At 36.5% G+C, this 13,936-nt stretch carries 11 protein-coding genes and 1 riboswitch; of the genes, 6 read left to right on the top strand and 5 right to left on the bottom strand.

All coding sequences use genetic code 11. The annotated features are described in order from the left end of the window. Positions 1-35: 35 nt before the first annotated feature. Positions 36-1,265 (bottom strand): aminopeptidase, encoded by a 1,230-nt coding sequence (locus SJY24_RS28590; protein WP_377867063.1) that lies wholly within the window; start codon positions 1,263-1,265, stop codon positions 36-38. A gap of 116 nt (positions 1,266-1,381) precedes the next feature. Then, positions 1,382-2,464, bottom strand: a complete 1,083-nt coding sequence (locus SJY24_RS28585; protein ID WP_377867062.1) for a polysaccharide deacetylase family protein — start codon at positions 2,462-2,464, stop codon at positions 1,382-1,384. A 504-nt stretch (positions 2,465-2,968) separates the two neighbouring features. Here SJY24_RS28585 and SJY24_RS28580 point away from each other — a divergent pair. Next, the gene (locus tag SJY24_RS28580; RefSeq protein ID WP_002124912.1) at positions 2,969-3,676 is read left to right on the top strand and encodes a hypothetical protein; all 708 of its coding nucleotides are present in this window, start codon (positions 2,969-2,971) and stop codon (positions 3,674-3,676) included. A gap of 46 nt (positions 3,677-3,722) precedes the next feature. Here SJY24_RS28580 and SJY24_RS28575 read toward each other — a convergent pair whose 3' ends face one another. Further along, positions 3,723-4,919 (bottom strand): NupC/NupG family nucleoside CNT transporter, encoded by a 1,197-nt coding sequence (locus SJY24_RS28575; RefSeq protein WP_377867061.1) that lies wholly within the window; start codon positions 4,917-4,919, stop codon positions 3,723-3,725. Positions 4,920-5,120: 201 nt separating this feature from the next. Continuing rightward, a riboswitch (purine riboswitch) is annotated at positions 5,121-5,222 on the bottom strand. A gap of 122 nt (positions 5,223-5,344) precedes the next feature. Between SJY24_RS28575 and rlmD the strand changes: the two genes are divergently transcribed. The 5 genes from rlmD (at position 5,345) to SJY24_RS28550 (ending at position 11,923) form a co-directional block, all read left to right on the top strand. Further along, a complete protein-coding gene (gene rlmD / locus SJY24_RS28570; RefSeq protein ID WP_000105015.1) occupies positions 5,345-6,721 on the top strand; it encodes a 23S rRNA (uracil(1939)-C(5))-methyltransferase RlmD in 1,377 nt (458 codons plus the stop codon). 311 nt (positions 6,722-7,032) lie between these two features. Continuing rightward, complete coding sequence (locus SJY24_RS28565) at positions 7,033-8,022, top strand: tRNA dihydrouridine synthase (protein ID WP_377867060.1); 990 nt, start codon at positions 7,033-7,035, stop codon at positions 8,020-8,022. 184 nt (positions 8,023-8,206) lie between these two features. After that, the gene (locus SJY24_RS28560; protein WP_377867059.1) at positions 8,207-10,225 is read left to right on the top strand and encodes a GAF domain-containing sensor histidine kinase; all 2,019 of its coding nucleotides are present in this window, start codon (positions 8,207-8,209) and stop codon (positions 10,223-10,225) included. 376 nt (positions 10,226-10,601) lie between these two features. Continuing rightward, positions 10,602-11,120 (top strand): YehS family protein, encoded by a 519-nt coding sequence (locus SJY24_RS28555; RefSeq protein WP_097808424.1) that lies wholly within the window; start codon positions 10,602-10,604, stop codon positions 11,118-11,120. A gap of 95 nt (positions 11,121-11,215) precedes the next feature. Continuing rightward, a complete protein-coding gene (locus SJY24_RS28550; RefSeq protein ID WP_377867058.1) occupies positions 11,216-11,923 on the top strand; it encodes a M48 family metallopeptidase in 708 nt (235 codons plus the stop codon). A gap of 141 nt (positions 11,924-12,064) precedes the next feature. Here SJY24_RS28550 and SJY24_RS28545 read toward each other — a convergent pair whose 3' ends face one another. Both SJY24_RS28545 and SJY24_RS28540 read right to left on the bottom strand, forming a co-directional pair. After that, a complete protein-coding gene (locus SJY24_RS28545; RefSeq protein ID WP_377867057.1) occupies positions 12,065-12,760 on the bottom strand; it encodes a GNAT family N-acetyltransferase in 696 nt (231 codons plus the stop codon). Positions 12,761-12,774: 14 nt separating this feature from the next. Then, positions 12,775-13,884 carry a mandelate racemase/muconate lactonizing enzyme family protein gene (locus SJY24_RS28540; RefSeq protein ID WP_377867056.1) on the bottom strand — a complete coding sequence of 370 codons (1,110 nt, stop codon included), beginning with the start codon at positions 13,882-13,884 and terminating at the stop codon, positions 12,775-12,777. Positions 13,885-13,936: the final 52 nt, after the last annotated feature.

Genomic DNA, 13,936 nt, shown 5'->3' with positions numbered 1-13,936 from the left:
TATCTTCCGGTGTGGAAGATAGCCTTTTATTTGTATTAAAATGCCCAGTTACCTTTACGGAAAATAGGCTCATGTCTTCCATCAGCTGTAATACCATCGATATCAAGCTCAGCTGATCCGATCATGAAGTCGTTGTGTGTAATACTAGCGTTTGCTCCGTTTTCAGCAAGTTCTTCTTTAGACATTGTTTTTCCGCCAACTAAGTTGAATGCATAAGCACTTCCGATTGCAAGGTGGCAAGATGCGTTTTCATCAAATAGCGTATTGTAGAATAAAATATTTGTGTTTGAAATTGGTGAGTCATGAGGTACTAAAGCCACTTCTCCTAAGAAGTGAGAACCTTCATCTGTTTCTACTAAATGTTTTAAAGCCTCTTCACCAGTTTCAGCTTTGTAGTCTACGATACGTCCGTTTTCAAATGTTAACGTGAAGTGATCGATAATGTTACCTGCAAATGCTAACGGTTTTGTGCTAGATACTTGGCCGTTCACACCTGTTTTAAGTGGCATTGTAAATACTTCTTCAGTTGGAATGTTAGCCATAAATGGTACGTCCTTTTCATTTAAGCTACCAGCACCAGCCCATTCATGCTTTTCTGGAAGTTCGATCGTTAAATCTGTTCCAGGGCCTGTATAGTGAAGAGCTTTATAATGCTTTTCATTTAAGTAATCTACTTTTGTATGTAGCGTTTCATCATGTTCTTTCCATGCTTCCACAGGATTCTCTAAATCAGCACGAGTAGCTTTGAAGATAGCATCCCATAGTTTAGCTTCTTGTTCTGCTGGTGCTACATCAGGGAATACTTTCGCAGCCCATTCTTTCGTAGGAACAGAAATGACACACCAGCTTACTTTGTCCGCTTGTACGTAATCACGGTATACTTTCATCGCTTCACCGGCTACTTTATGAGCAGTTGCGATACGAGTTGGTTCTACGCCTTTTAATAAATCCGGATTTTCTGCATAAATAGACATAAATGCAGCGCCTTCTTTTGCTAATTCTTCACGAGCATGTGCTTTCCAAGAAGGAAATTCAGAGAAAGCTTCTTCAGGAGCTAGATCGAACTTTAAACGTGTTAACGTCTCATCATTCCAATCAACATATACGTGTTTTGCACCAGATTTATATGCTTTTTCTGTAACGAGGCGTACAAACTGTACAGCCTCAAGAGGTGCACTAATTGATAAAGTTTGTCCGGGTTGAATATTAACACCAACATTGACTGCAAGAGCAGCATATTTCTCTAACGTTTGTTCAAATGACATATGTATAATCTCCTTTAGTTTGAAAGATTTCTTACTATATATAATACAAGAAAATTCTAAAAATATATATAAATATAAAGTAAAAAGAGAGCTCAAAATGTATTGAGCTCTAATAGTTATTTAATCGAAGAAGCAAATTGTTCTACAGTCGTTGTATGGTGTATGCGAACACGCTTCATTTTTAACAACTCATCAGGTTCACCCTTCGTAATGAATTGTCCAGGCTTCGTTGTCGTTGCAAATTGATAGTATTTCTTTGTTTCAGCGACAACTTTATCATCTACATGACCGAATGGATAAGCAATTGCGATAACGGGTTTTCCTGTTATTTTTTCGAGCTTTTCTTTCGATCCTTTTAACTCTTCTTCATAGTTTGTAATTTTCGGCAAGTCTGCATGTGTTGCAGTGTGAGATTGTACAGAAAAAATGCCGGAATCAACCATTTCTTTTATTTCAGATGTAGAAAGGGCGCCTTCTACATCAACGTTATCAACAATCATATATTCAGTTGCTGCTGGTTTGAAAGTATCATCTTTTAGCTTTTGTAAAATGCGAAATGCATTCATATTATTTTTCATACCGTCATCAAATGTAACGAAGATGGGTTTATTTACTTTATTAATATCGCCCCAACGTTCAAATGTTAATAATGTATAACCATTGTCTTTTAAATACTTCATTTGAGCTTCAAAGTTAGCAGGCGATACGAATAAATCTTTAATACCTTGCCCGTGATAATCATCAATTGCGTGGTACATAAGAACAGGAACCTTTTGCTCGAAAGTAATAGTAGATTTCGTAAGTGGAATAGCTTTTCCACCCTCTGTTGTTCCTGTTGCTTCAATTTGGTATTCACCGCGTTTTCCTTCAAATTCTTTTATATCAAAGGGAAGTGTAAATTGTTGATCTTTCTCTTTAGAAGAAAAAGATTTAGCACTTTCCTTTCCATCAGCAGTGCGCCAAATTTTATATTGTACTTCGGTTAAAGAACCCTTTATGTCCGTAATATGAATATTTACGTTTGTAGATTCGTGCGTAATTGGATTATAAGAAATTTTACCTTGTGTTTGTACAGTCTCTTCTTGTTTTTTTACTTCTTGTACCTTTTTCTCTTTTGCAGGTTCTGGGCTAGCATTATTTGTGTTACAGCCTGCTAGAATGGCAGATGTACATAAAGCAATTGCTGCATATTTTCTCATGAAATCACCTTCTATTGTGTATTATGTTGCATACTTACATTAAAATCCCCACCGCTATAAGAGAGGTGGGGATATACCCTTGTTCATCATATCATTTTTAGATATGGGATAGGTTAGTGACTCTGAATAGATGTATTCTTTCGTTTTTTATTAGAATTGATAATAATATAACCGACTACAAAGATAAGAGGAATAATGAAGACATAGATAGGCATTCCCCATAAATAATAGCTTTTCATGGTCAAGACTAGTAAATGTAAGAAGTCGAAAAGGGCGTGGGCTTTCATAATATCCTCCAATATATTTTTACAAATTATAACATTTTTCATTTGTGATTTGTATATTTTTGTAAATGATTTAAGTTAATTTTAAAGTAAGAGAAAGGTTTATTAATATGTAATTTTGCATATGTAGAGTAGTTTCTATTTAAATATCAGGATTTTGGACTATAATAAGAACCGCTATAAATGTAAGCAAGAATGATGTACGGAGTGGAGAATAGAAATGAAATATAAAAAACTAGTATATATCCTTTTCATATCGCTATTCATAGTCGGTTGCCAAAGTGAAGTGAGTAAAGCGAATAGTGTGGAGGAGTATATTCCATCACGCCTTATGAATGCGGAAGTTACGGCGGATATTATGACGCTAGAATTTCCTTATGGGATAAAAGAGAAATTGGAGAAAATCGGAAATAAGATGAGTGCTAGCATTACAAATAATTTAGATTGGTATTTGAAGTATGCAGAAGAAGAAATTATCCCGAAAAAAACTTTTCCTTATCATCAAAACTTGGGTATTACAAAAGAAGAATATGATTTTATGATAGATGAAATGAATAATGCAGAATATATAAATACAAAAGACGGAAAACTCTTTTTTAAAAAGAAAGACCATGAAATTCAAATTCTCTCTGATGAGAATTTGAAACTAATTAAAAATATTCGAATTGATACAGAGAAGAATACAATTAAAACTCCTTTTGGAGAGTGTGAATATGAAGGTGAAATAAAGGCATCGGATGAACAAAAAGCTACTGGGCCATGGAGTGGGAAGATGTGGACCTTAAAAAGCGATGGACTACTTTATCATTTTTCATTAGGAAAGTTAAAAAACATAAACAAATCTATCATTTATATTTCAATAAAAGGTATATATAAAGATAGGATTATCAATACAGAAGAAGCGGTCGAATTTCACTCGGTTTCATAAAGAATCAAAAAAATCACCTTACTTTAACGAGTAAGGTGATTTTTTATTAAATAAACAATCCAGCGATTGTCGCAGATAAAATAGAAGCAAGTGTTGATGCAAATAGCATTTTCCAACCAAATTGAGATACGACGCTGCCTTGTTTTTCAGAAAGGGCACGGATTGTACCAACGATTGCACCAATTTGGCTAATACTTGCAAAGCTAATTAAGAATACAGTAACGATTCCAACTGTACGTGGATCTAATGTTGCAGCAGCGCCTTTTAAATCAAGGATTGCTACAAACTCGTTTAATACAATCTTCGTACCCATAATACCACCAGCTGGGATAATATCATGAGTTGGGATACCCATTAAGAATGCGAATGGAGCAAGTATATAACCGAAGATTTGTTGTAAAGTAACAGCATATCCCATTGCACCTGAAGCAGCGCTGATTACGTAGTTTACAACTTCCATAACACCGATAAAGGCGATCATTAATGCGGCAACGATACCAGCTACTTTTAAACCATCAAGCGCACCGTTAATCATTGCGCCAATAAAGCTGTCTCCAAATAAACTTCTATCAAATTTTTGAATCACTTCATCTTCTTTTTTCGTATCAACTGGTGTTAATAACGAACAAACGATTAAGCTTGAGAATAAGTTTAGTGGAAGAGCTGCTAGTACATATTTCGCATCTAACATCATTACGTATGATGCTGTAACAGAAGCAGAAACTGAGCTCATCGCAGAACAACAAATGATGAACATACGGTTTTTGTTAAAATGCTGTAAATCGTTTTTAATAACGATTAAGGCTTCACTTGAACCGAAGAATACAGAGTTTACTGCGTGGAATGATTCAACGCGTGGTAAACCAGTAATTTTTGAAATTGCACCGCCGACAACGCGAACGATGAATGGTAAAACACCTAGATAACTAAAGATTGAAAGTAGTGCTGAGAAAAATACGATAATTAATAATACATTTAAGAAAAAGACAAAATCTCTTTGAATTCCATTAAAGAGAAAATCAACACCTGTCGTACCAAGTTTAATTAGTTTGTTGAAAACTTTACCAATGAAAACAATGATTTGTTGACCAATCTTTGTCCCAAACATAAACCAACCGATTAAAATTTGAAAACCAATCATAATAGCAATTGCACGGAAGTTGATTTTACTTTTGTTGTTTGACAAAGCAAAACATAAACCTAAAACGACAAGAATGCCGATAATGCTCATTACATATTGCATGTAGTTGCCCCTTTCAGAAGTTCGTATAAAGTTTGTACATAAAACGCTCGTTATATTACTAAAAATAAAGTAATAGAGGTTTTATGTCATACGTAAGATGTCTGACCTTTTTGAAAATAAAAAATAAAAAAAGACCCATATGGATTCACTTTCATCTATGAGAGAAAGCTAATCAATAGGAGTCTTTTTATACATAGGCTAATATTCATTAGTTTTCCCCATAGTCCAGCAATTTAAGGTTGCCGGGTAGAAACTCTCGATCCATATTATCGACTATATATGAGGTAACATCGTCCGTATTAAATTAGTAGTAGCGTAACATTACTAGAGAACTATCGTCAATAGCTTTTTTTTCTTCCAATAGAAATAGACCATATAAGTATGATAAAATGTAACGCAGTGTTATGAAAAAGAGAGGTCGGAAAATGAGTACAAAAATGACGCCACCAGTTGAAAAAAACGAGTTTATAGATGTAGTGTTTGAAGATTTAACACATGATGGTGCCGGTGTTGCGAAAGTGAAGGGATATCCTATTTTCGTTAAAAACGGATTACCAGGTGAAGAAGCGCAAATTAAAATTATTAAAGTGAAGAAAAACTTCGCGTTTGGTCGTTTAATGAAGCTTCATCAAGAAAGTCCATATCGTAAAGATGCAGAATGCCCCGTGTACAACGAGTGCGGCGGTTGTCAGCTTCAGCACTTAACATATGAAGGACAATTACAAGCGAAAGAAAAACAAGTACGCGACGTTATGCAGCGCATCGGTGGATTAAGTGATGTTCCTGTTCATCCTGTACTTGGTATGAAAAACCCGTGGGTATACCGCAATAAAGCACAAGTGCCAATTGGAGAACGTGAAGGTGGACTTGTAGCAGGTTTCTATCGTCAAGGAACGCATGACATCATTAATATGGAATCATGCTTAATTCAGGCGGAAGAAAACGATGCTTTAATTCAAGAAGTAAAACGTATTTGTGAAAAACACGGTATTTCGGCGTATAACGAAGAGCGTAACAAAGGAACACTTCGCCACGTAATGGCTCGCTACGGGCAAGTAACAGGGGAAATTATGCTTGTCTTCATTACACGTACAGCAGAGTTGCCAAACAAAAAAGCAATCATTGAAGAAATTGCAGCGAAATTCCCTGAAGTAAAATCGATTGTACAAAACGTAAACACGAAGCGTACAAACGTAATCTTTGGAGACACAACGACAGTACTGTACGGATCAGAATATATTTATGACTTTATCGGTGACATTAAATTTGCGATTTCAGCACGTTCATTCTATCAAGTAAACCCAGAACAAACGAAAGTGCTATACGATAAAACGTTAGAATACGCACAATTAGATGGTAACGAAACTGTAATCGACGCATACTGCGGAATCGGATCAATTTCCTTATTCCTAGCGCAAAAAGCGAAAAAAGTGTACGGTGTTGAAATCGTCCCAGAAGCAATCGAGGACGCAAACCGAAATGCAGCACTAAACAACATGACAAACGCTGAATTTGGTGTAGGAGAAGCAGAAGTAGTTATTCCAAAATGGTACAAAGAAGGCGTAATCGCTGACACAATGGTCGTAGATCCACCGCGTAAAGGTTGTGATGAGGCACTATTAAACACAATCATCGATATGAAGCCAAAACGCGTCGTATACGTATCATGTAATCCAGCAACATTAGCACGCGACTTAAAAGTACTAGAAGAAGGCGGATATAAAACACAGGAAGTACAGCCTGTTGATATGTTCCCGCATACTACGCATGTGGAGTGTGTAGCTTGGCTTAAGTTGGTATAATAAAAAAGCAGTTGATATAGAAAAAATCTATACCATCTGCTTTTTGGTTTATCCCGCTATTTCCGGGCAGTAAGACCCCTGTTTCAAAATTCAGCGAAAGCAAAGAAGTTAGGTGGGGGTCGGACTGCCCGTAAAAGCCTGATTGGTTCAACTAATAATCAGTGGGGGATGAAGCCCCCCACTGATTAAAGTTTCACTTTACAAAAATACCAATCAGCAACGATTTTAGTTAAAATAAATATTGCTGATTTTCACAAATTATAAATTGAGAGTTTGAACTTGTATTCATAGTGAGAGGATTTGAATTTGAAATGATAGATAATTTTTGGCGTGATTTACCACGACCATTTTTCGTACTTGCACCAATGGAAGATGTGACAGATGTTGTTTTTCGTCACGTAGTAAGTGAAGCTGGTCGCCCAGATGTATTTTTCACAGAGTTTACAAACTCGGATAGCTATTGTCATCCAGAAGGTATGAAAAGTGTACGTGGCCGTTTAATTTTTACAGAAGATGAACAGCCAATAGTGGCACATATTTGGGGAGATAATCCTGAATATTTCCGTCAAATGAGTATTGGAATGGCAGAGCTAGGATTTAAAGGTATCGATATTAATATGGGCTGCCCTGTACCGAATGTAGCATCAAGAGGAAAAGGTAGTGGCCTTATTCTACGTCCAGACGTTGCGGCAGAACTTATTCAAGCAGCAAAAGCGGGCGGACTACCTGTCAGCGTAAAAACACGACTTGGCTTTAAAGAGTTAAGTGAGTGGGAAGATTGGTTAACGCATATTTTCAAACAAGATATTGCGAACCTTTCTATTCACTTACGTACAAGAGAAGAAATGAGCCAAGTAGATGCACATTGGGAACTAATTCCGGAAATTAAAAAATTACGTGACCGCATTGCACCAAATACGCTAATAACAATCAATGGAGACATTCCTGACCGTCAAACTGGAATGGAACTTGCTGAAAAATACGGTATTGATGGAGTTATGATCGGACGAGGTATCTTCAAAAATCCATTTGCTTTTGAAAAAGAGCCAAGAGAGCATAGTAGTAAAGAACACCTTGATCTTCTAAGACTGCAGCTTGATCTTCAAGATCAATATGCAGAAGTATTACCACGCTCTATCACAGGGCTTCACCGCTTCTTCAAAATTTATGTAAAAGGCTTCCCTGGAGCTGCTGAACTAAGAAATCAATTGATGAGCACGAAATCAACAGATGAAGTGCGTGCGTTGCTTGATAAGTTTGAGGCGAGCGTTGATGTGGTAGAAAATAGTGAAACGGTGTAACTTTTGAAAGTTACACTGTTTCATTTTAATTAAGGTGAACTGTATCATAAGTAAGTGAGGTATTCTATGTAAAACAAGAGTAAGAAAAGAATACAGGAGAAAATCGAAAATGGCAGGTTGGTCTTGATTTTCAATGATAGTATCATGTTTATTTTATTATGCCTATAACTTGGAGGCTATGTGAATGTTAAGTGATCAGACGAGATATTCTAGGCTCGCGAATATAACAAAAATAATAAATACAAAATTAGAACTACGTGAAGTATTGCAGCGTGTAACAATGGCGATATCAGAGGAGATTGTTAGGTGCAATGCTGTTGGAATTTATTTACCTCAGGAAGATGGAACATTTAGAGGGTTTGCAGGAAAACCAGAGACCATAAATGGCGTAACGATCGATACGCAGGTAATTGATCCTGAAATAGATTTACTGGCAAAAGAAGTTATTGAAACAAAAAAAACCATCTATATCCCTGATACCTCAAAGGATAATCGGCCGGATCCGAGACCAGTTGATGCGTTCAAAATTAGGTCCTTATTAGCCCTGCCTATCTCATTTGGGCAAGAGTTATTTGGTCTGGTTTTTTTATTTGATTATGGAACTCCAATGAACTTAACAGATTCAGAAATTCAGAGTGTTGAAGCTTATGTAAATATGGCTGCGGTCGCAATTCAAAACGCAAATAATTTAACACAAAAGGAAAACCTCATTGCTGAGAAGCAGCTGTTACTAAATGTTACCCGTGATTTATCAATGTGTTCCTCGATACAGGAAAGTTTTGATAAATGTTTTTTTTACTTAGGACAGATTTTAGAGAGTAAAAACGTGGCTATCCACCTTTTAGACCCGCTAGACAAAACGACGATTAAAACAACGAAGTTAAGCAAGGACTGTGATTGGGCAGAAGCGTATTGGATGGAGAAAAGCTATGAAGCCAAGATCCAAGAGGTTATTCAAACAAAAAATATAGATAGTAAGGGTCTACTGATGATTCCATTGGTTTCAATGGGAGAAGTATTAGGGGTAATCGTTGTTGGCAAAGAGGGAAAAGCTCACAATTACGATAATTCCCAAATTCAACTGGCAAAATCTATCGTTGATGCCACAGCTCCTACGTTTTCAAACTTGTTATATATGGATCGACTTGAAAGTATGGTGGAAGAGCGAACGAGAGAACTAGCTGCTGCTAATGAAAAAGTTACAAGTGTGATTGAAAGTATTACGGATGGATTCTTTACTTTGAATAATAAATGGGAATTTACGTACGTAAATAAGCATCAATATTTTCCACAAAGAAAAACAGCAAAAGATGTATTAGGCAAGAATATACGGGAAGTTTTCCCGAGTAGCGTCGACACAGTCATGTATAAGGAATTTCATCGTGCAATGTCAGAGCGAACTACAGTTCATTTCGAATTTCTCTCTACCTCTGATGAATATTGGCACGAAGTTATTGCATACCCGTATGATGATGGTATTTGTTGTGTTTTTAAAAACATAACGGAAAAAAAGCGATATGAGCAGGAATTGAAGAGGTTATCCAACATAGATTTAATAGGGCAAATGGCAGCAGGTATCAGCCATGAGATTAGAAATCCAATGACAACAGTACGAGGATTTTTGCAGTTATTAAAAGAAGAGAGCATCTATGAGAAACATAATAAGTACTTTAATTTAATGATTGAAGAACTTGACCGTTCCAATTCTATTATTACTGAATTTCTCTCAATAGGTAATACAAGGAAATCGGATTTGCAGATGTTCGATTTAAATTCAATTATCCACGATAGTATTCCTTTAATAAAAATTGATACGTATAATCAAAATAAATATATTCAAGTCGATACAAATGACATTCCGGAATTACTTTTAAATCGTAATGAGATACGGCAATTATTAATAAACCTATACCGAAATGGCTTAGAAGCGATGAGCACAGGGAAAGTTCTAACCATTAGTACCTACAAGGAAGGTCAAAATTGTGTGGTGCTTGCAGTGCGGGATCAAGGAAAAGGTATCAGGCCTGAAGTATTAGAGAAACTGGGTACTCCATTTTACACGACCAAAGATAATGGAACTGGATTGGGGTTAGGCATATGTTATGCCATTGCTGCCCGTCATAATGCAAAAATAGAAATTCAAACAGGATCGGAAGGCACTACCTTTTTTGTTAAATTTAATTATGAAAATAATGAACAATAACCTTATTTAGATTAGTTAAGGTGAACCGTACCACAAATAAAAAGGAAAACCTAAGTAAACACAATCAATATATTTCACCTGAATTTTGCGTAACATTCATGTTTGAGTTGCCCACTAAATTAGAGTTGCATAAAAAGAAATGGACTAACCTATATCAGGTTAGTCGATTTTCAAGTGTGTTAATTAATAGTAAATCCCCATCCGTAGTTTCGCACGATTATCCCATTATTTTTTGCTGTTTTAAAATCATCCCCAAAAGCATTAATCCACCTAAGACTACAAAACCTACCTCTAAAATGTTAAAGTAGTAACTTAACGACATTAATTTATACATGCTAAAAGCATTACTATAATCAACATTTCAGGAGGAAATACAATGGCAATGAGCAACAACGATATATTAAAAAGAGTAAGATACGCTTTAGATATAAAAGATATAGATATGGTGGAAATCTTTAAACTTGGCGGGATGGAAGTAACGAAAGAAGACGTAGTTGATATGCTTACAAAAATAAAGAGATCTCCTCAGCATGAAGCTGAAAATGATGATGTAATCGAAGATGAGTACGTATTAACATGCGACATGATGATGCTAGAGGCATTTTTAAATGGATTTATTACTTTAAAAAGAGGGAAGCAAGATCCGAAACCAGGGCAACCGGCACCTGTACAAAGCAAGGAGAGTGCCAATAACCTTCTTTTAAAGAAAATGAAAATAGCACTATCTTTAACGAGTGAAGATGTGCTTGATATATTAGACAGCGTAGGAGTTATCGTAACAAAAGGAGAATTAGGCGCTTTATTAAGAAAGAAAGGCCATAAGCATTACAAAGAGTGCGGCGATAGATACGCAAGGAATTTCATTAAGGGATTAGCTGTAAAGTATAGAGGATAATAAGTTCGTTAAAGCAGTAAATGATATAATAGATAGAGTAGGACGTTCGTATCCTACTCTTTTTTATTTGTAAAAATAATACGCTAGGTGATGAAATGGTACATACATATTTAGGTGAGACAATTAATTTTCATATAACTTATAAGAAGAAAAAGTCTGTGCGTCTTTTTGTAGATTCGTACGGAAATGTGGAAGTGCAAGCTCCGAAAGGAACACCTGTTGAATACTTAGTCCAGTTGCTAGAGGAGAAATGGGATTGGATTCAGAAAACACGTAAGGAAATGCAAGAGCGAGCGCTTGGACCACAAGAAAAGGACTATGATCAAGGAGAGGGATTTCTATATTTAGGAAACACGTATCCGATACAGATTTCTCAAGATGCGAGCATTGAGCAAGATAATGCAGTCTTTGAGGGTGGTAAGCTACATATTTATGTGAAAGAGCTTAAGGATGAGAAAATCCAACAAGCTTTAAAGCGATTTTACTATAAGCAGTGCAAGGCGTTAGTAGAGAAGAGTATTAAAGCACATCAAAATAACTTTAAAACAAAACCGCGTTCTATTCGTATTACAGATAGTAGCCGTACGTGGGGAACTTGTGATTCGAACTTGCAGTTAACGTTTAATTGGAAGCTTGCAATGGCCCCACAGCAGGTAATTGACTATGTAGTTGTTCATGAAATGTGTCATATGGTTCATTTAAATCATGATCGATCTTTTTGGCGTCTTGTTGGGAAGATAATGCCTGATTATAAGGAAATGGAAAATTGGTTAGCGGTATCGAGTTGGAAGATGACGGTTTAGTAGGGAATATCGATTTTTGTCGGTAAAGCGATATTTCTTATCGAACCGTTGATATAATTTCATTTATCAAGGAATTTTTCAATGGGGAGAAAGTAAAAGGAGATGTCACAGCAGACATCTCCTTTTTGTCGGGCGTAGGAACTATCGTCCAAACTTCACAACGAAATCTCCATCCACTTTCTCCATCTCATATCCACGATACCCCTCTGAAAGTAACGTTTGCTTTTCACTAACATCACTCATCGGAACATCTTTAATATCCGTCCAATTGTTTTCTTTATCCCCACGCAATTCCTTCACAAAAACATACCGCATACTACCACCATACTTCTCCTTCAATGCAGCAATTTCCATCCCTTGCGCAAATTTATCCTTTAAACTAGGAATGTTAAAAGGTGCAACGGTGCAGCAAACATAATCATATTTGCTGTCTTCTTTTTGTAATTCATCCATAATGACTGTGGCTAATATTTTTTGCATCCCATTTCCGCGACAGTTCGGGTGAACGTTTGAGATTTCTTGATAGATGACGCGATGTAGTTCGCTTTCTGGTAAGCCAATATCAAGTCCTAAATGTTCATCATCAATAGGAGGGACGAGTAGGGCACGAAATGCGATGAGTTCGTTTTCGATAAAAGCACCGATCATCATGCCGTTTCCTTCTAGAATGTATTGAAATTCTTCTAGTGAGAGAGGTTGTAAACGACCTTTATCTTCTAGCGCTTCAACTACAACATTTTGTAATGATAAAATTTGTTCCATATGTTCTAAAGATAGTAATGTAACGTGAAATGGATCGTTATTTTGTTTTAATGTTCCTTCGTATAGAACTGTCATGTGTTAGTCCTCCTTTAGCGTACAACGTCTTGAAAGACGGTTAGTTCTTGTAATGTATCTTCGTTTATTTCAATGCCGAGTCCGGGCTTTTCGTTTAAGCGAATGAATGGTACGTCGTAATGTAAGTTTCCGATGTCTTTCGTGAACTTTAATGGACCTGTTAGCTCGACGCTAGTAATGATTTTTTTTGAGAAAGCGACATGGAATCCTGCGGAAGAAGCAACGGATGATTCGACCATTGAGCCAACTTGGCATTCAATGCCTGCCATTTCAGCTTGATGAGCGAGTTTTACAGCTGGATATATGCCGCCGCATTTCATTAGTTTTATATTTACTTTATCAGCTGCGTCTAATTTGATGATTTGGCGCATTTCCCGAGAGCCTTTTAGTCCTTCATCAATCATAAGCGGAAGGTCTGTTTTAGAGCGAATGTGAGCCATTGCGTCAATATCATCCGCTATAACAGGCTGTTCAATCCAGTCGATGTTTAAATGCCCCAATGAACGAAGTGCTGTTAATGTGTTTGCGCTATTTTTCCAACCTTGGTTTACATCGACGCGAATCGCGATATCATTTCCTACACGTTCGCGTACAGCTTCAATTCTTTTTACATCTTCTTTTACATTTGTACCGACTTTCATTTTGAAAGATTGGTAACCTTTTTGAATCATCAAAGCAGCTTCTTCAGCCATATTTTCTGGACTTGCAATACTTAAGACGTGAGTGACAGGAAACTCTTCATGGTAGCGTCCGCCAATTAATTGATATACAGGTTGATTTAGTTTTTTGCCTATTATATCAAAACAAGCGATATCAATCGCAGCTTTCGCTGTAGGAACACCGTAAATCGTATTGTCCATCATATCGTGTATTTTTTCGATATTCATTGGATTTTGTCCGATAAGAGCAGGAGCTAGTGTATGTTTTAAAGTATGGAAAGTACTTTCCCATGATTCGCCTGTAACGTGATCATCAGCAACGCCCTCACCGTAACCGATAATGCCTTCATCAGTTTCCATTTTGACGATAATAGAAGGCATATCAGAATAAGAACCATAACTAATAACAAACGGATCGCGAAGCGGTAAACGAATTGCGTAAAGGTGAATAGCTGTAATTTTCATTGAATAAAGACCCCTTCCTGTGTACAATGGTTTTGTACATTTGATATAGTTG

The sequence above is a fragment of the Bacillus sp. R86525 genome, from assembly GCF_042466195.1.
Classification (GTDB): Bacteria; Bacillota; Bacilli; order Bacillales; family Bacillaceae_G; genus Bacillus_A; species Bacillus_A nitratireducens.
The sequence above is the reverse complement of the archived record's forward strand: the minus strand, read 5'-3'. Positions and strand labels throughout refer to the sequence as shown.